The organism is Actinophytocola sp. (assembly GCF_036378875.1).
Lineage (GTDB): Bacteria > Actinomycetota > Actinomycetes > Mycobacteriales > Pseudonocardiaceae > Actinophytocola.
The window spans coordinates 56,447-79,739 of sequence record NZ_DASUVO010000129.1 but is presented as its reverse complement, the minus strand read 5'-3'; the positions used below and the strand labels follow the sequence as shown (position 1 = coordinate 79,739).

The 23,293-nt window shown below is 70.0% G+C and carries 20 protein-coding genes; 11 read left to right on the top strand and 9 right to left on the bottom strand.

Features of this window, described 5'->3' with window-relative positions:
• From VF106_RS36960 to VF106_RS36935, 6 genes are read left to right on the top strand one after another with little or no spacing between them, the layout of a single operon-like run.
• Entirely contained in the window at positions 1–1,422 is a 1,422-nt protein-coding gene (locus VF106_RS36960; protein WP_330844607.1) for a family 2B encapsulin nanocompartment shell protein, read from the top strand.
• Positions 1,423–1,425: 3 nt separating this feature from the next.
• On the top strand, positions 1,426–2,820 hold the full coding sequence (locus tag VF106_RS36955) for a family 2B encapsulin nanocompartment shell protein (protein WP_330844606.1): 1,395 nt from the start codon (positions 1,426–1,428) through the stop codon (positions 2,818–2,820).
• Position 2,821: 1 nt separating this feature from the next.
• On the top strand, positions 2,822–3,850 hold the full coding sequence (locus VF106_RS36950) for a family 2 encapsulin nanocompartment cargo protein polyprenyl transferase (RefSeq protein WP_414639149.1): 1,029 nt from the start codon (positions 2,822–2,824) through the stop codon (positions 3,848–3,850).
• A gap of 24 nt (positions 3,851–3,874) precedes the next feature.
• Positions 3,875–4,810, top strand: a complete 936-nt coding sequence (gene ispH / locus VF106_RS36945; RefSeq protein WP_330844604.1) for a 4-hydroxy-3-methylbut-2-enyl diphosphate reductase — start codon at positions 3,875–3,877, stop codon at positions 4,808–4,810.
• Positions 4,807–6,621 (top strand): 1-deoxy-D-xylulose-5-phosphate synthase, encoded by a 1,815-nt coding sequence (locus VF106_RS36940; RefSeq protein WP_330844602.1) that lies wholly within the window; start codon positions 4,807–4,809, stop codon positions 6,619–6,621. The genes ispH and VF106_RS36940 overlap by 4 nt, the downstream gene beginning before the upstream one ends.
• Before the next feature lie 29 nt (positions 6,622–6,650).
• On the top strand, positions 6,651–7,406 hold the full coding sequence (locus VF106_RS36935) for a bestrophin-like domain (protein WP_330844601.1): 756 nt from the start codon (positions 6,651–6,653) through the stop codon (positions 7,404–7,406).
• A 662-nt stretch (positions 7,407–8,068) separates the two neighbouring features.
• On the opposite strand, the gene VF106_RS36930 is transcribed toward VF106_RS36935, so the two are convergent.
• Together VF106_RS36930 and ggh are read right to left on the bottom strand one after the other, a co-directional pair.
• On the bottom strand, positions 8,069–8,977 hold the full coding sequence (locus tag VF106_RS36930) for a CehA/McbA family metallohydrolase (RefSeq protein WP_330844600.1): 909 nt from the start codon (positions 8,975–8,977) through the stop codon (positions 8,069–8,071).
• Entirely contained in the window at positions 8,974–10,308 is a 1,335-nt protein-coding gene (gene ggh / locus VF106_RS36925) for a glucosylglycerate hydrolase (protein ID WP_330844599.1), read from the bottom strand. The genes VF106_RS36930 and ggh overlap by 4 nt, the downstream gene beginning before the upstream one ends.
• 261 nt (positions 10,309–10,569) lie before the next feature.
• Here ggh and VF106_RS36920 point away from each other — a divergent pair, with 261 nt between their 5' ends.
• The 4 genes from VF106_RS36920 (at position 10,570) to VF106_RS36905 (ending at position 13,639) form a co-directional block, all read left to right on the top strand.
• Positions 10,570–11,580: an ROK family protein gene (locus tag VF106_RS36920; protein WP_330844598.1), complete on the top strand. Its 1,011-nt coding sequence runs from the start codon at positions 10,570–10,572 to the stop codon at positions 11,578–11,580.
• A gap of 213 nt (positions 11,581–11,793) precedes the next feature.
• Positions 11,794–12,147 carry a hypothetical protein gene (locus tag VF106_RS36915; RefSeq protein ID WP_330844597.1) on the top strand — a complete coding sequence of 118 codons (354 nt, stop codon included), beginning with the start codon at positions 11,794–11,796 and terminating at the stop codon, positions 12,145–12,147.
• A 13-nt stretch (positions 12,148–12,160) separates the two neighbouring features.
• Entirely contained in the window at positions 12,161–12,733 is a 573-nt protein-coding gene (locus VF106_RS36910; RefSeq protein WP_330844596.1) for a dihydrofolate reductase family protein, read from the top strand.
• Positions 12,734–12,739: 6 nt separating this feature from the next.
• Positions 12,740–13,639, top strand: a complete 900-nt coding sequence (locus tag VF106_RS36905; RefSeq protein WP_330844595.1) for a sigma-70 family RNA polymerase sigma factor — start codon at positions 12,740–12,742, stop codon at positions 13,637–13,639.
• Here VF106_RS36905 and VF106_RS36900 read toward each other — a convergent pair.
• Both VF106_RS36900 and VF106_RS36895 read right to left on the bottom strand, forming a co-directional pair.
• The gene (locus VF106_RS36900) at positions 13,636–14,391 is read right to left on the bottom strand and encodes an SDR family NAD(P)-dependent oxidoreductase (RefSeq protein WP_330844594.1); all 756 of its coding nucleotides are present in this window, start codon (positions 14,389–14,391) and stop codon (positions 13,636–13,638) included. The genes VF106_RS36905 and VF106_RS36900 overlap by 4 nt on opposite strands.
• Entirely contained in the window at positions 14,388–15,386 is a 999-nt protein-coding gene (locus VF106_RS36895) for an Ldh family oxidoreductase (RefSeq protein WP_330844593.1), read from the bottom strand. Before VF106_RS36895 ends, VF106_RS36900 begins: the two co-directional genes overlap by 4 nt.
• Positions 15,387–15,432: 46 nt before the next feature.
• Here VF106_RS36895 and VF106_RS36890 point away from each other — a divergent pair, with 46 nt between their 5' ends.
• Entirely contained in the window at positions 15,433–16,635 is a 1,203-nt protein-coding gene (locus VF106_RS36890; protein ID WP_330844592.1) for a cysteine desulfurase-like protein, read from the top strand.
• Between the two features lie 50 nt (positions 16,636–16,685).
• On the opposite strand, the gene mbp1 is transcribed toward VF106_RS36890, so the two are convergent.
• The 5 genes from mbp1 to VF106_RS36865 all read right to left on the bottom strand — a co-directional run bounded on the left by mbp1 (position 16,686) and on the right by VF106_RS36865 (position 23,098).
• Positions 16,686–16,925 carry a microaggregate-binding protein 1 gene (gene mbp1, locus VF106_RS36885; RefSeq protein WP_330844591.1) on the bottom strand — a complete coding sequence of 80 codons (240 nt, stop codon included), beginning with the start codon at positions 16,923–16,925 and terminating at the stop codon, positions 16,686–16,688.
• Between the two features lie 110 nt (positions 16,926–17,035).
• The gene (locus VF106_RS36880; RefSeq protein ID WP_330844590.1) at positions 17,036–17,524 is read right to left on the bottom strand and encodes a helix-turn-helix domain-containing protein; all 489 of its coding nucleotides are present in this window, start codon (positions 17,522–17,524) and stop codon (positions 17,036–17,038) included.
• 137 nt (positions 17,525–17,661) lie between these two features.
• A complete protein-coding gene (locus tag VF106_RS36875) occupies positions 17,662–19,503 on the bottom strand; it encodes an LCP family protein (RefSeq protein ID WP_330844589.1) in 1,842 nt (613 codons plus the stop codon).
• A 162-nt stretch (positions 19,504–19,665) separates the two neighbouring features.
• On the bottom strand, positions 19,666–21,786 hold the full coding sequence (locus tag VF106_RS36870) for a phospholipase A2 (RefSeq protein ID WP_330844588.1): 2,121 nt from the start codon (positions 21,784–21,786) through the stop codon (positions 19,666–19,668).
• 118 nt (positions 21,787–21,904) lie between these two features.
• Complete coding sequence (locus VF106_RS36865) at positions 21,905–23,098, bottom strand: GGDEF domain-containing protein (RefSeq protein WP_330844587.1); 1,194 nt, start codon at positions 23,096–23,098, stop codon at positions 21,905–21,907.
• Positions 23,099–23,293: the final 195 nt, after the last annotated feature.

Genomic DNA, 23,293 nt, shown 5'->3' with positions numbered 1-23,293 from the left:
GTGACCGTGACGGAACCGGTGGCGCCCGGTGTCGAGGGGGACGGCGAGCGGCCGCAGCAGAGCCTGGCGACCGCCGCCGCGCGGAACCTCGCCACGACGAAGAAGTCCGTCCCCCAGATGCAGGCCATCACGTCGCGATGGCTGCTCAAACTCCTGCCGTGGGTACAGGTTTCCGGCGGTACGTACCGGGTCAACCGGCGCCTGACCTACGCGGTCGGCGACGGCCGGGTGACGTTCACCAGTGACGGCAACGGAATCCGGGTCATCCCGGCCGAGCTGGGCGAGCTGCCGCTGCTGCGCGGTTTCGCGGACGAGGAGGTGCTCGGCGCGCTCGCCGCCGGTTTCGAGCAGCGGGAGTACTCCGCGGGGGACACGATCGTCGAGTTCGGCAACGCGTCCAACGAGGCGTTCCTCATCGCGCACGGCAAGGTCCAGAAGGTCGGGCCCGGCCCGTACGGCGAGGAGGAAATCCTCGACACGCTCGCCAACGGCGACCACTTCGGCGATGACACACTCGTCGACCCGCGGAGCATGTGGGAGTACACGGTCAGGGCGATCACCGGGTGCACGGTCCTGATGCTGCCGCAGCGCGTGTTCGACGAACTGCTGGCCGGGTCGGAGTCCTTGCGGGCACAGGTCGCGGCGTTCCAGTCTGGGAAGTCGGCGGCGCAGAACCCGCACGGTGAGGCCCTTATCCAGATGTCGTCGGGGCACGCCGGCGAGATCGAGCTGCCCGGCACGTTCGTGGACTACGAGCTGGCGCCCCGCGAGTACGAGCTGTCCGTCGCGCAGACGGTGCTGCGCGTCCACACCAGGGTGGCCGACCTCTACAACGAGCCGATGGACCAGCTGGAGCAACAGCTGCGGCTGACCATCGAGGCCCTGCGTGAGCGCCAGGAACACGAGATGATCAACAACCGGGGTTTCGGGCTGTTGCACAACGCCGAGCTGTCCCAACGCATCCACACCCGAACCGGCCCACCGACACCCGACGACCTGGACGACCTCCTCGCGCTCGTGTGGAAGCAGCCGGCGTTCTTCCTCGCGCACCCACGCACGATCGCCGCGTTCGGCCGGGAGTGCAGCAGGCGCGGCCTCTACCCGGACGCCGTCGACGTGGAGGGGCACCGGGTGCCGGCGTGGCGCGGCGTCCCGATCTTCCCGTGCAACAAGATCGGCGTGACCGAGCAACGCACCAGCTCGATGATCCTGATGCGTACCGGCGAGGAGCGGCAGGGCGTCGTCGGCCTGCACCAGGTCGGCATCCCCGACGAGTACCAGCCGAGCCTCTCGGTGCGGTTCATGCACATCGACCCCCAGGCCATCATGTCCTATCTGGTCAGTGCGTACTACTCGTGCGCGGTGTTGGTGCCGGACGCGCTCGGCATCCTGGAGAACATCGAGCTGGGTCGGGAAGGCTGAGCCGTGTCCACAGTGGAGACCGAGGCCGATGCGACGCCCCGCAGGAGCCTCGCCACCGAGGCGGCCCGCAACCTGGCCACCACCACCAAGTCCAAGCCGCAGATGCGCGGCATCACGCCCCGGTGGCTGCTCGAGATGCTGCCGTGGGTGGACGTCGCGGGTGGTACGTACCGGGTGAACCGCCGGCTCACCTACGCCGTCGGCGACGGCAGGCTGTCGTTCGTCAGCGAGGGTGCGCGCATCCGTGTGGTGCCCGCCGAACTGCGAGAACTGCCACTGCTGCGCGACTTCGAGGACGAGCAGGTGCTCACCGAGCTCGCGAACCGGTTCGAGCAGCGGGAACTGTCATCCGGTGACGTGATCGTCCGATCCGGACAGCCACGCACCGAGCTTTTCCTGCTGGCACACGGTAAAGCACACCGGATCGCCACCGGCCCCTACGGCGACGACCAGGTGGTCGACGTGCTCGCGGACGGCGCCCACTTCGGCAGCGAGGTGCTGACGGGCACCGAGGACACCTGGAGCTTCACCGTCCGGGCCGTCACCCCGTGCACGGTCCTGGTCCTGCCCGCGCAGACGTTCCAGCAGATGAACGGCCAGTCCGACGCGTTGCGGGAACACCTGCGGCAAGCCCTGTCCCGGCCCACCCCGTCGACGAACAAGGCTGGCGAGGCGGCCATCAAGCTGTCCTCGGGCCACGCCGGCGAGGTCGAGCTGCCCGGCACGTTCGCGGACTACGAGATCGCGCCGCGCGAGTACGAGCTGTCCGTCGCGCAGACACTGCTGCGGGTCCACACCCGGGTCGCGGACCTCTACAACGACCCGATGAACCAGACCGAGGAACAGCTGCGGCTGACCACCGAGGCCCTGCGTGAGCGGCAGGAACACGAGATGGTCAACAACCGCGAGTTCGGTCTGCTGCACAACGCGGACCTGTCGCAGCGGATCTTCACCAGGTCCGGGCCACCGACCCCCGACGACCTGGACGAGCTGCTGTCCCGGCGCAGAAAGTCCCGGTTCTTCCTCGCACATCCGCGCACGATCGCCGCGTTCCGGCGGGAGTGCACGAAACGCGGGCTGTACCCGCCGAACGTGCCGCTCGAAGGCTCCACCGTGCAGTCGTGGCGCGGCGTGCCGATCCTGCCGTGCGACAAGATCCCGATCACCCGCGACAACGTGTCCTCGATCATCGTGCTGCGCACCGGCGTCGAGGACCAGGGCGTGATCGGCCTGCACACCATCAACATCGACGACGAGGTACAGCCGAGCATGAACGTGCGGTTCATGGGCATCGACGACCAGGCCATTCTGTCCTATTTGGTCAGCGTGTACTTCTCGGCCGCGGTGCTGGTCCCCGACGCGCTCGGCGTCCTGGAGAACGTGGAGATCGGACGCTGACATGGTGGCCCCGGAGAGAGTCGTCTCGACAGAGCAAACCCTTGCGTGGAGCCGAGAGCTGGTCGAGCCCGCGCTGCGGAAGGCGGTGGACACGTTACCGGCGTCGATGCGCCGGATCGCCGGCTACCACCTCGGCTGGTGGGACCAGCACGGCGCGCAGGTGTCCACCGGCAGCGGCAAGGCGATCCGGCCGGCACTCGTGCTGCTGTCGTCGGCGGTGATCGGCGGCTCACCGCGCGAGGCCGTGCCGGCGGCGGTCGGGGTGGAGCTGGTGCACAACTTCTCGCTGCTGCACGACGACGTGATGGACGGCGACCTGACCAGACGTCACCGCCCGACGGCGTGGAGCGTGTTCGGCATCGGCTCGGCCATCCTCGCGGGCGACGCGTTGCTGACGCTCGCGCTCGACGTGCTCGCCTCGAGCGGCGACCCGGCCGCGGCCACCGGGATGCGCACGCTGAGCGCGGCCGTGCAGGACCTGGTGGACGGGCAGTGCGCGGACATGGAGTTCGAGCATCGCGCCACTGTGGACCTCGCGGAGTGCGAGGGCATGGCCGCCGGCAAGACGGCGGCGCTGATGGGTGCCGCGTGCGCCCTGGGCGGGACGTTCGGCCGGGGCACACCGGAACAGGTGGGGCACCTGTGCGCGTTCGGCGAACAGCTGGGCCTGGCATTCCAGCACGTGGACGACCTGCTCGGCATCTGGGGCAAGCCGAAGGTGACGGGCAAGCCGGTGTACTCGGACCTCCGCAACCGCAAGAAGTCGCTGCCGGTCGTCGCGGCGCTCAATTCAGGCAGCGCGGCGGGCGAGGAACTGGCCGAGCTGTACGCGCGAAGCGTGCCGCCGTCGAACAACGAGCTGCCGTACATGGCCGACCTGGTCGACCGGGCCGGCGGCCGCGCGTGGAGCCGGGCGCAGGCGGCCGAGCTGATGGGCCGGGCGGTGGTCCGCCTCGACGAGCTGGGCACGTCCACGGCGGCGGCCGAGCTGGCGGACCTGGCCCGCCTCCTGGTCCACCGCGACCACTGAGTGGATTGAGGAGCGGAGGATCCCATGACGACTCCGGTTCCCGAGACCGTCCTGCTCGCCGCGCCGCGGTCGTTCTGCGCCGGGGTCGAGCGGGCCATCGAGATCGTCGAGCACGCGCTGGCACAACGCGGACACCCGGTGTACGTGCGCAAGCAGATCGTCCACAACGCACACGTCGTGGCGGACCTGGAGTCACGGGGCGCGGTGTTCGTCGACGAGCTGGCCCAGGTCCCAGCGGGCGCGACGGTGGTGTTCTCCGCACACGGCGTCTCCCCGGCGGTGCGCGACGAGGCGTCGTTGAAGAACCTTGCGGTCATCGACGCGACCTGTCCTCTCGTCACGAAGGTCCACGCGGAGGCACGCCGCTTCGCCGCGCGGGGCGACACGGTGCTGCTGATCGGCCACGTGGGCCACGAGGAGGTGGAGGGCACGCTGGGTGAGGCGCCTGAGCGGACGATCCTCGTGGAGGACGTGGCTGGGGCGCGGTCGGTGACGGTCCCCGACCCGGAGCGGGTGTCGTACCTGACGCAGACGACCTTGGCCGTGGACGAGACCGCCGAGATACTGGCCGTGCTGCGTGCCCGCTTCCCGGCCCTGCGCGGCCCGGCCTCGGCCGACATCTGCTACGCCACGACGAACCGTCAGCAGGCACTGTCCACAGTGGCCGCCGAGGCGGATCTGGTGCTGGTGATCGGGTCTGTGAACTCGTCGAACTCGGTCCGGCTTGTCGAGTTGGCCCGCCGCGCCGGCAGACCCGCGTACCTGATCGACGACGCGGGCGACATCCGCCCGGAATGGTTGGTCGGTGTTCGAACCGTAGGCCTGACGGCCGGGGCGTCCGCGCCGCCGCGCCTGGTGGACGATGTGGTGGCCGCACTGGGACCGGTCACGGTGCTGGAACGTGAGACCGCGACGGAGTCGATCCGTTTCACCCTGCCGTCGGCGGTGCGACGGCCATGACACTGCATGACCTGTCCACAATGGAGCTCGTGGCGCTTGCGGCGGAGGTCCGCGAGTTCCTGGTGGACAACGTGCGGCGGACGGGTGGCCACCTGGGTCCGAACCTGGGTGCGGTGGAGCTGACCATCGCTTTGCACCGGACGTTCTCCTCGCCCAGGGACGTGCTGCTGTTCGACACGGGCCACCAGGCCTACGTACACAAGGTGCTGACCGGCAGGGCGCACCGGTTCAGCGGGCTGCGGCAGGGCGGCGGTCTCTCGGGCTATCCGTCGCGCACCGAGTCCATCCACGACGTGATCGAGAACTCCCACGCCTCGACCGCACTGTCCTATGCGGACGGTCTGGCCAAGGCGTTCGCACTGCGCGGTGATCGTGATCGGCACGTGGTCGCGGTGATCGGCGACGGCGCACTGACGGGCGGCATGGCCTGGGAGGCACTGAACAACCTTGGCGCGACCACGAACCACCCCGTGGTCATCGTCCTGAACGACAACGGCCGCTCGTACGCCCCCACCGTGGGTGGACTTGCCGCACACCTGGAGAGCCTTCGCAACGAGGATGCGGAACAGAACCTGTTCACCGCACTGGGTTTCCCGTACCTGGGCCCGGTCGACGGTCACGACGTCATCGCACTGGAGGAGGCCTTCCGGCACGCGGCCGCGCTGGGGCGGCCGGTGGTCGTGCACTGTGTGACCGAGAAGGGGAAAGGATACCCACCCGCCGAGGCGGACGAGGCCGACCGCATGCACGCGATCAACCCGTCCCCCTCGGCTCCGCGAGCACTCATCGTGCCCTCCCTCGCGTTGGCGCCGGGCCAGCCCGCCCCACCGCTCGTGGCGGCGCAGACCGTCACGCCGCCAACCTTGCCTCGCTCGTCCACTGTGGATCGCTCCTGGACCTCCGTGTTCGCCGACTGTGTCGCGGACATCGGGGCCGCGCGACCGGACGTCGTGTGCGTCACCGCGGCGATGGCGTTGCCCGCCGGGCTGGGGCCGTTCGCGGAGCGCTTTCCTGAGCGGGTGTTCGACGTCGGCATCGCGGAGCAGCACGCCGTCACCTCGGCAGCCGGCATGGCGATGGGCGGTCTGCACCCGGTCGTCGCCATCTACTCCACGTTCATCAGTCGTGCGTTCGACCAGGTCCTCATGGACGTTGCCCTGCACCGACTGGGCGTCACGTTCGTCCTCGACCGGGCGGGCGTGACCGGGCCCGACGGCGCCAGCCACCACGGCATGTGGGACGCGTCGGTGCTGCCGGTCGTGCCCGGGCTGCGGCTCGCCGCGCCGAGGGATGCGGCGACCCTGGTGGAACTCCTGCACGCGGCGGTCGACGTGCCCGACGCGCCGACGGTCCTGCGTTACCCGAAGGCGACCGTGGGACCGGACATCCCAGCGCTCTGGCGCACCGGCGGCTACGACGTACTGCGGGACGCCCCGGACACGGCCGTGCTCCTGATCGCCGTCGGCTCCCTCGCCGGCCCGTGTCTCGCCGCGGCCGACGAACTCCTTCGACACGGCGTGCCGGTCACGGTCGTCGATCCACTGTGGACAACGCCACTGCACCCGGGCCTCCTCAAGCTCGCCGCCGGCTTCCGGCTGGTCCTCACGGTCGAGGACACCACGGCAACCGGGGCCATGGGCAGCCGGCTCGCCCAGGCGCTGGCCGCCGCCGGCGAATCCGCCTGTGCCGCGACGTTCGCCCTGCCGGCGGCGTTCCTGCCACACGCGTCCCGCACCGAGATCCTGCGGGCACACGGCCTGGACGGAAGCGGCATCGCCGCCACCGTCCTCAAGCGACTGGGGGCGGCATGACCCCGAGTTGACGGGAAGGGGAACAACTCATGAGCTTGTATGTCACCGGCGTCCTGTGGGTCGTTGGTGCGGCACTGGTCGCGGGCGGGCTCGCCTACCTCGTGCGGCGGCTCGGCGCGAGAGATGGTGTGGTCGAGAACAACGAGGCCGCGGGCCAGGTGTTCACGTTGGTCGCCGGGTTGCAGGCGGTGCTGCTCGCGTTCGTGCTGATCTCGTTGTTCGACGGCATCTCCGCGGCGGAGGACGGGTCCTACCGCGAGGCCGACAACCTCGTGGCGGCGGCGTGGGCGGCGGCCTCGCTGCCCACGGGGTCCGACGTCACGGCGCAGGCACGGCAGTACGCGCGTGAGGTGGCCACCCGGGAGTGGCCACGCATGCGCGATGGCACCTCCGTGGACGACGCCGGGTGGGAGACGCTGGCGCGGTTACGCGCGACGATCGCGGCGGCCCCGGCGACCGACGAGTGGATGATCGACCGCAAGACGGAGGCGGCCGACCGTCTGTGGCAGGTGTACCAGTCGCGGCAGAGCAGGCTCAACGCCGCGTCGAGCGGCGCCGTCAACCCGGTGGTGTGGCTGGCCCTGGTGGCCGGCGGGATCATGGCCGTGGTGCTGCCGATCCTGTTCGGTGGTCCGAAGCCGGCCACGCACATTCTCATCGTGTCGATCTTCGCGGCGACCATGGCGCTGCTGCTGTTCGCGACCCAGCAACTCCAGAACCCCTACGGCGGCGGCGCCGAGGTGAGTCCGACCGCGTTCGAGACAGCATTGGACCGCCTGCGATGAACTGCCTCATCTCCATCAACCTGTCGCTGCTGGTCACGGTGTCGGTATGCCTTTTCCCGCAACACCCCGAGTCACCGCATCCCCCGCCTCCACCACCACCGGCGACGAGTACCACGGCCCCACCGCCTCCGACGACGACACCGCCCCCTGAACCGGCGCCGCCGCCCCAGCCGGCGCCGCAACCCCCACCGGCACCGGCCCCACCGGTGGCCACAACGACCTCACCGGCACCGGCCCGAACCCCGGAGGCGGCTCCACCACCGGCACCCCCGCTCACCGCGCCACCGCCGACTGCGACGCCCCCACCCCCGACGTCAAGCAGGCGCCTACACCTGGAGGAAGCGGCCGTGGAACCCCCGCCGGGAACCAGGGACGCAACCGAGGAAAAGCGTCGCTGGAGCCTGACGATGCTGGTGGTGATCCTGGCCGCGGGCGCGGCAGCAGCAAAAATGGCAGCCCGCCGCCACTAACCACGCGAGTCCAACACAACAGACCCGCGAGTCCAACCGCACAGACCGGTGAGTTCAACAATCCGGCCAGCGCGTTTTGTTGAACTCACCGGTCGCGTTTGTTGAACTCGCGGGTCGTGGGCGTTGGACACGCGGGTACGGGTCCCCCGTCGGGGCGCCGCACACGCCCCGACGGGGTCTTTCCCCGGCTGGTCATCTGTTCGCGGTGTCGTCCGGCCGGATCGGGTTGCTCCACGCTCGCCCGCCGGTCGAATCCACCACGGTCACCCGGAAATAACCGCCTTTGAACATGGTCAGCGGCAATGTGCCCTCGGTCAACTCCTCACCGGCAATGACTTGCTTGCCAGGGACCCCGCCGGTGACCAGAATGCGGCTCGCCGGCGAGCAGCGAACCGTCACCTTGTCGCCGTGGACCGAGATGTCGTGCAGTTCCGGACCGGTGCTCGAGTAATAGTGCCCGGCCTTCAGCGCCGCGAGCAACCGGTCGGGATGCAGCGACGGCGCACGCACCTGCACCCACGCCACGAGGCCCGGCGGGTCCTGCGGTTGGAAGTGGGCGTCGTCGGCGGCGTAGGCGGACAGGCGGTGACCGCGCGCCAGGAGCACGTCGCACAGGTGCCAGCTGTCGCCCCGGTCCTCCCATGCCGACACCGCGTTGTACACCTCCACGGCGTGGGCGGCGTCCAGGCTCTCCGCGTCGGCGACCGTCAGCAACGACGCCGACGGGTGAGCCATGCCGATGAACGCACCCGCTCGGCGAGCCCGGCGAGCCAGCAGTGGACCGGTCTCACCGCGATCGGCGGCCGGGAAGTCCGGCGGCAGTCCCAACGCCAGGATGTGCCAGTCCGACGCGAACGACGCCCTCGGCCCGTGTAGTTCCGCGCCGAGCAACGTCGTGAAACCGGGCGACCGCAGTGCACGCGTGTCGGCCAGCGGAAACCCGTACTCGGCGCGGAAGTGGTCGGTCACCGCGACGAAGTCGTAGCCGGCGTCCCGGTAGACGGCCACAGTGTCCGAAAGGGACAGTGCGCCATCGGACAGTGCCGAGTGGGTGTGCAGGTTGCCGCGCCAGAACCGGCCAGGCACCTCGAACGGGTTCATGACGTGTGCAGCCAGTCCAGGACGACGGTGGCCGTCCAGGACTGTTGTCTCGAGCCGAGTGGCTCACCGGTCAACGGGTGGTAGTACTCGGCGAAGGAACCGTCCGCGGCGAGGCGTAGGCACTCCCCGCGCAGGTGGATCGACTCCGCGAGCCAGCCGCGCTGCTCGAAGGCCCAGCCGAACAGCCACGCGATCACCGGCCAGACCGGACCGCGCCAGTACTCGCGTGGCCGGAAACCGATGTCGTTCGGGGACACCGAAGGCGGGATGGCCGCGAACAGGGCCGGATGGCCCGCCCAGTCCGGTCCGCACAGCAGCTCCATCATCTTCTTCTCGGCGTCCGGGGGCAGACCGCCGCACAGCAGCGGCGCGAACCCGGCGATCGTCGACGTCGACAGCCACTGGTCGCCACGCAGGTCGCGGTCGCGGGCCAGGCCGGTGAACGGGTCGTACGCCGCCGCGACCGCGGCGCGGGAACGGCGGGCCCAGCCACGCAGCTGCCGGATCTGCCACGGCGGCTGTTCGCTCTCCTCGCCGAGCTCCGCGAGCACCTCGCTCGCCAGCGCGAACAAGGCCGTCACGAACACGTCGCCGACCAGGAAGCTCGACGTGCGCACCACCGCGTCCGCGTCGTAGCGGACCTTGCGCATCTCCTCGATCAACCACAGGTAGCGGTCGTACTCGGTGTCGCTGGGACGTTCCGCGTCGGCGGCGACCAGGCCGCGGTCGAGCCGGACGTAGGGCGGGAGGTCCAGGCCGGGAACCACCTCCGCGTAGGGGATGTCCCAGCGTGGCGAGTTGTCCATTCCGGACTCCCAGCCGTGCACGATGGCCAGCATGCCCGTGCCGAGGGGATCGCGGTGCCGCACCAGCCACTCGTGCCACCGGTACAGCCGTGGCCAGGCGAACTTCAGCAGTTCGTACGCCGTTGCCCGCTCCCCCTGGGAGCGGGCGATGTCCACGATCCGGCGTAACGCGATCGCGTGTACGGGTGGTTGGCAGATACCGGACGTACGCGGCGAGTCCGGGGCGTCCTGGTTCAGTTCGGCGGCGCCCCAGCGTTCCGGGCCGGGAAAGTAGCCCGCGCCTTCGGAGAAGACGATGTGCGGGATCATGCCGTTGCGCCACTGCGCCGACAGCAGCGTCTCGAGCTCCTGAGCGGCCCGCGCGGCCGAGAGGTGCGCCAGTCCGATCGAGATGAACGCGGTGTCCCAGCTCCACATGTGTGGGTAGAGCCGGGGCGCGGCCGTGATCATGGTGCCGATGTCGTTGCCCGACAGCGTCCAGGCCGCGCTCGCCGCCAGCTGCACGGGGCCCAAGCTCGGTCTCACCTGACCTCCAGCAGCAGTCGCGTCGTGGCAAATTCGCTCACTTCTGTCTAAACTTTAGACAGAAGTCACATCATACCAATTTAGGCTGGTGACATGCACGACGTCAACCGAACTATCCCGAGTAGTGGCGCGGCGTCACCCGGAAATGTTGTCGCCGTGTTACACGACGCGGGCCCGCTCACCCGTCAACAGCTGCAAGCCCTACTCGGACTGTCCCGCGCGACACTGGTGGAGAGATTGGACACGCTCCAAAGGCTGCGGATGGTTCGGACAGTCGGGCACGACGCGTCGAGCGGAGGCCGTCGCGCGCAGTTACTGGAGGCTGACCGCACGAGCAGGGTCGCGGTGGTGGCGTGGTTGGGCGCGAGCCACATCTCGGTCGGGGTCGCCGACCTCGCCGGCGCCGTGCTCACCGAGCACACAGAACGGTTGCCACTGGGACACACGCCGTCGGACGTGCTGCCATGGCTGGTCGACACGGCACGCAAGCTGCTGACCGAGGCGGGCCGCGGTGGGGACCTGGCGGCGGTCGGGCTGGCGGTGCCTGGCCAGATCGACCAGGCCACGGGCATCTCGATCATGCCGTCGACCATGACCGCGTGGCGTGACCAGCCGCTTCGTGACGCCCTGGCCGACGGTCTCGGGGTCGAGGTCCTGCTGGAGAACGACGCGAACGCGCTCGCGTACGGCGAGTACCTGGCCGCGGGCAGCCGGCAGTCGACGGTGCTCGGCGTCGCCGTCGGCACCGGCATCGGTGCCGGCGTGGTGATCGGTGGGCAGCCGCACCGGGGCGCGACGGGCTGCGCCGGGGAGATCGGCCACATCCGCATCGAGGACCACGACGAGCGGTGCAGCTGCGGGCGGCGCGGCTGCGTGGCGGCGCTGGCCAGCGGAAAGGCACTGATCCGCCAGCTCCGCGGCGACGGCGCCCGGTCCCTGCCGGACGTGATCCGCCGCGTCGAGTCGGGCGCTCCGCACGCGGTGGCGCTGGCCACGGACGCGGGCCGTCTGGTCGGCACGGTCCTGGCCACCGTGGTGACCATCCTCAACCCGAACGTTGTCCGTGTCGGCGGGGAGATCGGCGCGCTGGCCCCGTTCCGCGCCGGCCTCGCGGAGACACTGACACAGCAGGCTCACGAGGTCGCGGCTCAGGGACTCGACGTGGGCCCGGCGGTCCTCGGCGAACGAGCCCCGCTGGTCGGCATGGCGGGCCTGGCCGCGGAAGCGGTCTTCGCCCCAGCCGCGATAGACCGCCTGGCAGCCCGCACCTGACTCGCGAGTCGCGCGTTCGGCCCCCGCGAGTTGCGTTTTCGTGTCCGCCTCGGTGTACCTGAAAACGTAACTCGGGGGTGCTGAACGCGAGACTCGCGGGGGCTGGGAGCGAGACTCGCGCGTTTGCTTGAGGAAATTCGGGCTCGGGTGTCGATTTGGGCCGGCGGTGCTCGACGTCTCGGTGTCACGATGCCGAGCAGTAAGGACAGGGCCATGACCGCCACCCTCCAGATCCGGACCAGGTCCGCCGAGGCACTGGCGGACGCGCTCATCGCCGAGGACCACGCCGAGGAGATCGGCTTCCTCGACGCGCTCGACCGGATCACGTGCCCGGCCCACCGCCGGTGGATCCACCAGTGCTGCCACAGCGACCTGCACGTCAGTCAGGTCAGTGGGCACCGCTGGTGCCGGTCCTGCCGGCGGGCGCTGGAGGTCGCGGTCGACGAGGTCAACGGCACCATCGCGCTGCACTGTCCGAAGTGCGACCGCGGCGCCCGCACCCGCGCGGACGCCCAGCTCGTCGCCGCCTGCGAGGCCAGCCTCACGGCATGTCGCAATGCCGCCTGAAAGGAACAAGCACATGGCCATCGTCTCCACCAGCATGTCGATGTCGCTCGACGGTTACGTCACCGGACCCGACGACAGCCGCGAGCACCCCTTCGGCACGGGCGCGGAAGGCCTGCACGACTGGATCTTCGACAAGTCCACCGACGAGGACGCCGCCATCCTCAACGAGATGATCGAAAAGACCGGCGCGGTCATCATGGGCCGCAGGTCGTTCGACAAGAACGAGGGCGACGGCGGGTGGGGCGACGGGGGCCCGCTCGGCGACACCCCCGTCTTCGTCGTCACCCACAACCCGCCCACCAGGACGTACCCGTCCGTGTACACCTTCGTCACCGACGTGGCCACCGCGATCGAGCAGGCCAAGAAGCTGGCCGAGGACAAGGTCGTCGGACTGCACGGTGCGACGATCCCGCAGCAGGCACTCGCCCTCGGCCTGCTCGACGAGATCAACATCCAGATCGTCCCCGTGCTGCTCAACGGCGGCACGCGGATGTTCGAACACCTCGGCGGCCAGTACACGCTCGAACGCACCCGGTGTGTCGCCACGCCCGCGGCCACCCACCTTCAGTTCCGTGTGGTGCGATAAGGCCGTATGGATGTCCTGAGCCCGTATCGCAGCGAACTGCTGACGCACTGCTACCGCATGGTCGGCTCGGTGCACGACGCCGAAGACCTCGTGCAGGAGACGCTGCTGCGCGCGTGGCGGGCTTACGACCGGTTCGAAGGACGTTCGACGCTACGTACCTGGCTGTACCAGATCGCGACGAACCAGTGCCTGACCGCGCTGGAAGGTCGGGCCAGGCGGCCGTTGCCCGCGGGGCTCGGTGGTCCCTCCGACACGGGCGGGCAGGTGCTCGAGAAGCGGGACGACGTGCCGTGGCTGGAGCCGATGCCGACGGGCGCCGACGACCCCGCCGCCATCGTCACGGCACGGGAGAGCACGCGGCTCGCGTTCGTCGCGGCGCTGCAGCACCTGCCACCGAGGCAGCGTGCGGTGCTGATCCTGCGGGACGTGCTGACATGGCGGGCCGCCGAGGTCGCCGAACTGCTCGACACGACGACCGCGGCGGTCAACTCGGCACTGCAACGGGCCCGCGCCCAGCTCTCCGACCTCACCCAGAACGACGTGCTGGAGCCGAACGATCCGGACACGCGTGACCTGCTCGAACGGTACGTAGCGGCGTTCGAGCGCAAGGACGTCGAAGCGATCGTGGCGCTGCTCGCCGAGGACGCCGTATGGGAGATGCCCCCGTACACCACCTGGTTTCGTGGACCTGAGCAGGTGGCACGCCACCTGACCCACCAGTGCCCCGGCGGGCCGGGTGACTTCCGGTTCGCCCACACCGAGGCGAACGGCGCGCCGGCGGTCGGCATGTTCCTGCGCGACGAACCGTTCTGCCTGCAGGCGTTCACCGTCCGCGGACCGGTGTTCACACACGTGATCTCGTTCTTCGACCTCCGCCTGTTCGAGACGTTCGGCCTGAGCCGCTAGTAGACGACGTGCTTGCCGCCGTCGAGGATGACCGTCTCACCGGTGACCAGGTCCATGGCCAGCAGGCCGAGCACCGCCTGCGCGACGTGCTCGGGGGCCGCCGTTTGCTTCAGTGGCACCGATTCCCGTTCGGCCGCTGCCCTGCGCTGGAAGCCTTCCTCGCCGTGCAGGTCGGTTTGCCAGCGGGTGGCCACGGTGCCGGGGGCGACCGCGTTGACGCGCACCTCCGGCGCCAGCGCCACGGCCAGGTTGCGGGTCAGCTGCATCAGCGCGGCTTTGCTGACACCGTAGGCAATCGACGAGCCACCCGCGCGAAAACCGGCGATCGACGCGATGTTGACCACCGCGCCGCGACTTTCCCGTAGTGCGGGTGCGAAAGCACGGGCCATCCGGAACGGACCGAGCACGTTCACGTCCAGTACCCGACCGAACGCCTCGTCGGTCAGCCCGTCGAGGTCCTCGTGCGGCACGCGGTAGGTGGTGGCCGCGTTGTTGACCAGTACGTCCACGCGGCCGAACTCGCTGTGCACCAACGAGCTCAACGCACGCACCTGCGCGTCGTCCGACACGTCCGACCGCACGGCCAGCGCCCGGCAGGGCAGCTCGGCGGCGACGGACTCGGCCTCGGCGGCGGACTTGCTGTACGTGACGACCACACCGCCGGCGCCTGCCGCCGCGAGTGCCAAGGCGGTCGCGCGGCCGATGCCCGTACCGCCGCCGGTGATCACCGCGACCGTGTCCGTCAGGTTCATCGCGCGGCCCTCAGGGCGTTCAGGTCCTGCCAGGTGACCTCGGCGATGGGAATGCCGTCCCGTTCGCGTTGGGCGCGTGTGCGTTCCTCCGGCTCGCCGGGCACCAGCACCTCCTCGAACCCCGGTGCTGGCGGGGTCTTGGCGAGACGGCGGCAGAACTCCTCCGTCTTCGCGCGGAACTCGCCCGCCGGCTGGAAGGTGTCGATGGGGAACGCGATGAACACGGTGCCGAAGTCGCCGGTGTAGCCGGGCATACCGGCGATGCCCGCGCCCGTGAGCAGGCCGGCGACCAGCTCGATGAGCACCGACAGTCCGTAGCCCTTGTGGTCGGCGAACGGGAGCAGCATGCCGCCGGCGTAGAAGTCGTTGGGGTCCGTGGAGATCCGGCCGTCCGCGTCCCGCACGATCCCGTCCGCCACGGGTTTTCCCGCGTCCCTCGCGACGGCGAGCTTGCCCTCGGCGACGACGGAGGTGGCCCAGTCCATGACGATCGGCGGCTTCCCGCGCTCCCGTGGCACGGCCCAGGCGAGCGGGTTGGTGCCGAGCCGCCGCTCGCGGCCGCCGTAGGGCGCGACGTTCGACCCCGTGTTGCCGAACGCGATGCCGACGAGGTCGTGCATGGCCAGCTCGGCGACGTACTCACCGACCCGGCCGATGTGGTTGCACTCCTGGACGACCGCGACCCCGATCCCGTCCAGGGCAAGGAGTTCGCGCACCGCGTGCCCCGCGGAGAGCTGCCCGAAGGCCCGCCGCCCGCGCACCACCACGGACCCGCGCCGGACGTGCGAGGCCTCCGGCAGCGCACGGGGGTCGATCCGTCCTTTGTGGATCTCGTCGACGTACCTCGGCAGGCGCAGCACGCCGTGCGAGTCGTGGCCGAGCAGGTTGGATTGCACGAGCGACCCGGCCACCGTGCTCGCCGTGGCGTCCGGCGCGCCCTCGGCCTTCAGGACCTCGGTGGCGAGTGCGAGCAGATCCCCAGCAGCAATCAACATGTGCCTAATGTAGGTGGGTAGCCAGCTCAACGCCGGAGGTCTGCGCATGTCCTACAACGTCGCCGCGGTGCGGGCACACTTCCCCGCACTCGACGAGGGTGCCGCCCACTTCGACGGGCCGGGCGGTTCGCAGTCGCCCAACCAGGTGGCGGATGCCATCGCGGGCGTGCTGCGTTCCGCGGTCGCCAACAAGGGCACCGTGACCGCGGCGGAACGGCGGGCCACCGAGATCGTCGACGCGGCCCGCGCCGCCGGTGCCGACCTGGTGGGCGGCGACCCGGCCGGCATCGTCTTCGGCCGCAGCATGACCCAGCTGACCTACGACTTCGCCCGCACGCTCGCCAAGACATGGGGTCCCGGCGACGAGGTCGTGGTGACGCGGCTGGACCACGACGCGAACGTGCGCCCGTGGGTGCAGGCGGCGACGGCGGCGGGCGCGACCGTGCGGTGGGCGTCGTTCGACCAGAAGACCGGAGTGCTGACCGCCGACGACGTGGCGCGTGTCCTGTCGACCCGCACCCGGCTCGTGGCCGTGACGGCCGCGTCCAACCTCCTGGGCAGCCGCCCGGACGTGGCGACGATCGCGGCGACCGCGCACGAGGCCGGCGCACTCGTCTATGTGGACGGTGTGCACTACACGCCGCACGCTTTCGTGGACATGACCGCACTGGGCGCGGACTTCTACGCCTGTTCGCCGTACAAGTTCCTCGGCCCGCATCTCGGGATGCTGGCCGCCTCGCCCGCGCTGCTGGCGGAGCTGCGCCCGGACAAGCTGCTGCCGTCGTCGGACGAGGTGCCGGAGCGGTTCGAGTTCGGCACGCTGCCGTACGAGTCGTTGGCGGGCACGACGGCCGCGATCGACTTCCTGGCGGACCTCGTGCCGGGGAGCGGTTCGCGCCGGGCCCGGCTGGCGGCGTCGTTCGAGGCGCTGGAACAGCACGAGTCGGCGCTGCTGTCCCAGCTGGACGGTGGGCTGGCACGCATCCCCGGCGTGGTCCGCTACGGCGACCCGGACCGGACACGCACGGCGACCACACTGTTCACGGTGACGGATGTGGCACCGGCGGAGGTGTACCAAAAGCTGGCGGAGCGGGGGGTGAACGCGCCGGCCGGCACCTTCTACGCACACGAATGCGCCCGCGTCCTCGGCATCGAGAACACGGGCGCGGTCCGCGCCGGCATCGCTCCCTACACGGACAAGTCCGATGTGGACCGTCTGCTGGAAGGGGTCGCCGGCCTCACGGGGTGAGACTCCGCGACGCCGGGACCTCTGTCACCGACGCCGCGGGCATGGTGTGCTCAGCGGTCCTGGTGGGACCTCTCGCGCACCTCATGCACGTCCGCCTCGGCCCTGGCGCGCTCGGCAGCGGCTTCCTTGTCGGCCACTTCACGTTGCGCCGCGGCCTTGTCCTGCTGCGCCTGACCCTCGCGGACCTTGGAGTCATCCCCCACAACCGCGCCGACCGCTTCCTTGAACCGGCCCTTGACCTCTTCGACGACGCCCTTGACGCCCTCGGACGGGCCACTTCTGTCCGGCATCGTTCGCCTCCTCCCGACGCGACATCCGTACCCGGTTCGATTACCCACCGGGTTGGTCGGGAAACACAGCCACGCGCGACCCACCCCTCGGTCGGGTCGCGCGTGGCTCGTCACTCGCCGACCCCGGCCATGCCGCTGATCGTCCGCAGGCGCCCGATCAGCTCGACCGTCTCCAGCCCGCACAGCTCGGCCATCCGCTCCAGTGCCGAGATGTCCAGGCTCACCTCCGCCGCCTGATGGCCGTTGAACTCCGCCAGCTTGCCTTTCGCCCAGCGGCGCAGCGGCAGCAGCTCCGGCTGGCTGTCGCGGGCCACCTTGCGCAGGTCGATCCGGATCCGGCCAACCGGAGCGTCGAGGAAGACCCGCTGGTGCACGCGGGCCAGCACCTCGTGCGGCACCTCGTCGAGGGCCAGGCAGATCTCCACGAGCCGCACGACGGAGCACTGTCTCGTGCCGAGCTCGTACGTGGCCAGCGTCTGGAGGGAGATGTCGCTCTGCAACCGGTGGTTGAGGTCGCGACGGGTCCACCCACGCTGCTTGCGCAGCCTGCGCAACTCGTCGCCGAGAACCCGCTGGTAGGTCGCTATGTCCAGCCGCACGATCGCCCCTCTCCTCGTGACGCCCGGTCCCCCGACCAGGACGCCGACATATGAGGAAGCGAGGAAGTGCCGTTGGATTACGCGGATTTTCGGAATTTGCGCAAGCAATTACCTCGTTCGAGTGAACGGGGGCACGGTCAGTTGACGCAACCGGGCTGGCCCGGCTGCAGCGGCTGGGCTCGAGCCGCCTGGGGACCGGTCAGGTTCAGCATGGGCTCGCCGGTCAGCCGGTTCCCGTCCGCACTGTCCGAAGCGGACCCACCAGGACCGTCGTAGTCCTCGCCGAGCAGGACTGACACCGAGCCGGCCGGCAGGTTCGCATCCTCTTCGACCTGCACGTTTCCACCCAGCGCGCTCCCGACCCTGGTGCCGAAGTCCTGCTCGCCGGTGGCGTGCCGGACCACAGTGGACGAACGCGCGTCGGCGTTGTCGACCGCGCCCTCGACGAAGCCCTCACCGGTCAACACCTTGGCGACGCCGGTGGCGAGCCCCTTGCGGTCCGTGGCGTTGTACACGTTGACCGTGATCTTGCTGTTGTCGGCCGCGGCGTCCGGGGCGCCCGACTCCGAGGTACCGGTCTTGGTGCCGAGCAGGCCGGCGACGAAGGCCTTGACGTCGTCCGGGTCGACCTCGACCGCGGATCCGTCACTCTCGGTCTTCAGGTCGATCGAGCCGGTCGGGATCGTCTGGAAGTCGACGTTGCCGCCGGTGATGGTCGTCATCTGGGTGGCGAACTGCAGGACGTTCCAGCCCTTGTCCAGCACGACGGACTTCTGGATCGCGGCCTGCAGCTTGTCCAGGGTCTCCGAGCCCGGCGCCAGCATGTTCCCCGACATGATCTTCTTCGCCATCCCGGACATGAACACCTGCTGCCGTTTGATCCGGTCCAGGTCGCCGTTCGTGAGCCCGTGCCGCTGCCGCACGAACGCGAGCGCCTGCGTGCCTGCGAGCGTCTGCGGACCGGCCGGGAAGTTCGCGCCGGAGTACTTGTCCCTCACCGGTGCGTTGAGGCACACGTCGATGCCGCCGATGGCGTTCGTGATGTCGTAGAAGCCGAGCAGGTTGACCTCGGCGTAGTGGTCGATGGTCGCGCCGGTCAGGTCCTGGACGGTGTCGATGAGCTTCTTCGCGCCCACGGCGTTGGACTTGACCTGCAGCTCGGCCGGGTTGGAGACACCCTCCTCCTCGAGCTGGGCCCTGGCGTCGATCTTGGCTCGGGCGTACGCGGAGTTGATCTTGTGTTGGCCGTAGCCGGGGATCTCGACGTACGAGTCACGCGGCATGGAGACCCCGACCGCCGGCGCACCGTCGTTCGGGATCCGGATCATGATCAACGTGTCGGTGTTCTGCTCGCCGTCGGCGACACCGGCGCTCAGCATGGCGAGTTGCTCCTTGGACAGCGGGTTGCCCTGCGCGTCCGTGCGGCTGTCCATGCCGACCATGAGGATGTCGATCGCGCCGTCTGCCGGCTTCTCGACCGGCGGCGCGTCGATGACGTCCGCGGTGGTCAGGCTGTCGTTGAAGTTGTCGAGGCGGTTCGAGTAGTAACCGGTGCCGACGAGCACCAGCAGCGACAGGAGGCCGGCGATGACCTTGCCGCCGAGCAGGCCGGGCCTGCTCGGCCGACGGCTCGACCGCGGCTTCGGGTCGTCGGGAAGCGGCTGCCAGCGGGCGTCGGACGTGCGTTGCGGCCGGCCGGCGGGCCGAGCGGCGCGGTCGGAGCGAGCGGAACGGTCCGAGGAGGCCGAGCGAGCGGAACGGTCCGGAGCGGCCGAGCGGACGGGACGGTCCCGGCGGTCACGGTCGGTTCGGTCACGGTCCTGACGGTCTTCCCGGCGCCGGTCCTGGTAGTGGTCCGAACGGGTCCCTCTGCGGTCGGCTGGGGTGCTCTGCCGGCCGCCGACCACCCGCCCGGCGTTCGCCGGAGGTGGCGTGCGGCCGCCGGAACGTGACGGCTGCTGCCGACCACGTCCTGGCACAGGCCCTTCTGACCTCGGTGCCCGGTAGTTCACCCCGGCTCCCTCCCGCTCCTCCCGAAACTCCTACTCAGCACATAGACGTGCTTGAGCACCACTCGGTTGAGCGTAGGGTGGCATACGTCGCTGACCGTGATCGAAGCGGCGCGGAAATTTCACCCGATGTCAACGGCCAGCAGGTACTGGTGGTGGGGTTGCGGCCCGGGCGAACGCCGGCATGCACGCCCCGGCAATGACCAACGCCACAGTCATCGTCACGCTGTGTACCACCGTGCCCACGGGGCTGACGGTCGTCAGCATCGGCGGCACGCACGCGACGGCCGTCACGATCCACGGGCCCGGCCGCGAGCTGGTGTGCAGGTGCACGCAGTGCACGAGGTACCAGCCGACCAGCAGGTGGATGAGGTTCGCCATCGGGTCGACGGGCAGCCCCAGCACGTGCGCCGACTCGCTCCACCCGGACAGCCCGGCGACCGCGAAGCCGATCACCCCGAGGCCGCCGAACACGACGCCGAGGACCGCGGCCAGCGTGTGCGCCCAGTGCCGGTGCGGCTCCGACTCGGACAGCTCGTCCGGCATGGGTTCTGGCGGACGGCGTTCGAACCAGAGGAACCCGAGCAGTGTCGGCATCGCGATCAGCCCGACGGCGAAGATCGTGCGTGGCTCGGTGAGCCAGCCGACCCCGGTGGCGGAGTGGGCCACGCCGATGACACCTTCGAGCGCGAGCATCGCGCACACGTAGACCAGGTAGGCGGTCATGGGCGCGGCCCTGGCCACGGCGAGCACACGGGCCGGCGCGCTGGTCACGAGCGCGTGCAGGCCGCGTTCACGGGGCAGCGCCACGAGCGCCGTCTGCATGATGCCGATGAGCAGCACGCCGGCGAGCGACGGCGCGAACGCCGCGTACCCGGTCGGCTCGGCGAGCTGCAGCTTCGGCTGCACGCCCACGGTCGTGAGCGCGACCAGCCCGACGAACGCGGCCACGGCCGTGCCGACCAGCACCGCCTTCGGGATCCGCCAGAGCCTGCCGTCGGCGTAGTGGAAGGCGAGCTGGGCGAACAGCAGCGCGACGAGCACCCCGCCGGCATGCGCGGCGACGGAACCGCCGAGGAAGCTGAGCCAGGCGACCGCGGCCGCCAGCACCACGAGAGTGCCCCTCGGTAACGTCCGGTGCAGCCGGTCCATGAGCGGGGTGACGGCCACGACCAGCAGGTACAGGCCGAGCAGCCACAGCGGTTGCACGACGAGCCTGCTGAAGGCGGCCACCGCGCTGTCCGGCGCCCTGAGCAGCTCGAGCGACAGCGGGATGACCAGCCAGGCGATCACGAAGGCGAGGACGGGCCGGATCAGCCAGCCGACCCGGGTGGCGAGAAACGTGACGTAGTGGCCTCGCATGGCCCGCCACGCCAGCAGGTTCGAGTGGCCGCCGGCCAGGAAGAAGAGCGGGACCAGCTGCAACAGCCAGGTGAATGGCCAGGCCCAGACCGGCTCCCTGTCGTCGCGCATGGTGAAGGCTAGGAGTGACTCACCGAGCACGATGCCGGTGAGGCTGAGCACCCGCAGGTAGCTCATGCTGTGCGCCTGTGCCTGCTCGGTCTCGTCGAGCACCGGTTTCCGTTCCACCAGCCGGACCCGCGCCGGCCGCCGCCGAACGAGGCCGGGCGCCCGCGCCACGATCAGCAACATGATCACGACCATGGCGACCGACCACACCCCGACGGGTTCGTTGCGTGGCGGCCCCCACCGCTGGTGCCACGAGTTGACCACGAGTCCCACGGTGTAGATGCCGGCGACGAGCTCGCACGCCCCCGGCGAGTCCTTCGGGTTGTAGTGGCACTGGGCGTACATGTCCTCGGACAGCCGGTCGTCGAGCCGCTCCCGCAGTTCCGGGGACAGCGGCTGCCCCTTGGCCTCGGCGTAGCGCAGCAGGTCGTAGCCGAGATCGTGTGCCTTGCAGCCCACGCTGTAGTCCCACTGCGTCGCCCCCCACGGCGACGAGCAACCCCCGTCGGGATGGACGGCGCGGGTCGTGCCGTCCGGGGCTTTCATGTGCACCGGTTCGCGCCCACTCACCTTCGAGAAGTCCGCCGGCAGCTCCGCGATCGGATCCCGCCCCGACGTGGGGTCGAGCTGGTCCTCGATCGCCCGTTCCGCCTTGGCGACGTCCCCCGTCGGCGGTCGGTACTGCGGCGGACCGGGCCGGGAGGCGACCACCGCGAACCCCGCCGCCGCCAGCACGATCCCCACCAGAGCGCTGAACCGGGGCAACCGTCCTGGTTTCCCCATGGGGTCGAAGGCTACTCGCTGAGATCACTTCGGCCATCCGGCTTAACCCTGATGTTTCGTGTCGTACCTCAGGGTGACTCAGGGGCGCGGCGTCATCCCCACGGGTGACCGGGGTCGGTCAGATGGTGGCCATGCGGACCTGGTTGCGGCCGCCTTCCTTGGCCTCGTAGACCGCCGCGTCGGCCTTCTGCAGCAGCGAGTCGAGGGCGCTGGCGTGCACCGGGTACACCGCCACCCCGATCGAGGTCGTGCGTTCGGAGATCGCGACCGGGCCACCGCGTTTGTCGGTCGTCGGGACGTGGAGCTCGGAGATCTTCTGACGGATGCGCTCGCCCGCCGCGGAGGCCTCCTCCGTGTCGGCGTCCGGGAGGAGCAGGACGAACTCCTCGCCGCCGAAGCGGCCGATCACGTCGCTCGGCCTGGTGGCGCTGCGTAGCGCGTGGGCCACGTACTCCAACACGTCGTCACCGGCCGGGTGACCCCACGTGTCGTTGATGTTCTTGAAGTGGTCGAGGTCCACCATCAGCAGCGCGCACGGCAGGTCGTCGCGGTTGGCGCGGTTCATCTCGCGCTCCGCGACCTCCCGCCAGCCACGCATGTTGAGCAGGCCCGTCTTCGAGTCGGTGCGGACGTCGACCTGCAGCTGGCGCACCTCGGCGATGTTGTTGGCGATGACGCCGACCGCCACCATGATCACGAGGGTCGCCGGGACGTTGACCAGGAGGATGGCCCCCACCGTCCCGAGGGCGATGGTGAGCACCTCCAGCTCGTTGTCCTCCTTGGTGCCCAGCACCCCGCGCAGCGTCGGCCGCGTCGTCGACAGCAGGATCGCGCCCGCGCCGATGACCACGGCCTGCGACGCGAAGTACACGAGGCCCGCGAGCATCAGGATGCCGAACGCGGTGATCGACCCGGTCACGTCCAGCTGCGACCACACCCGGGGCCCGAAGGCCGTCACCGTCTCGTGCGTGGCGACGGCGGCCAGCAGCACGCTCGACGTCGAGAAGATGTACCGGTACAGGGGCCGGCGGGCGACGAACCAGCGCTGCGTTCTCGATAGGACGATCGCGAGCATCGCCAGGTGGATCGGCAGCACGACGACGCCGGCGAACGACCAGATGCCCACGAGGTCGATCTGCACAGTGCGTTTTCTGCTGCGGCGCCGTTCTTCCTGCCGACGTGACAGCTGCAAGTGGACTGTCGCGCAGACGGCGAGCGTGGCGAAGCGGAACCAGTCCGAGCGGACCGGCCCCGGGGCTGTGACCGTGACAAACACGATGAACGCGACCGCCACGAGGTCGCACAACATCATGTAGGCGACCAGTCTCGGCCGCTGTTGCCAGAACGCCCAGTGACGGGGATGTACTACAAAAAGGGGGCTACGCTGTTCTGAATCGCTCTGATCGTTCACACTTGTGGGTGACACAGGGGCTCGGGCCTGTGTCCGACCAGTCGGGGCGCTTCCCCCACGCCCTGTTCTGGTGGAGTGGCCTTTTCCGGCAGGCGA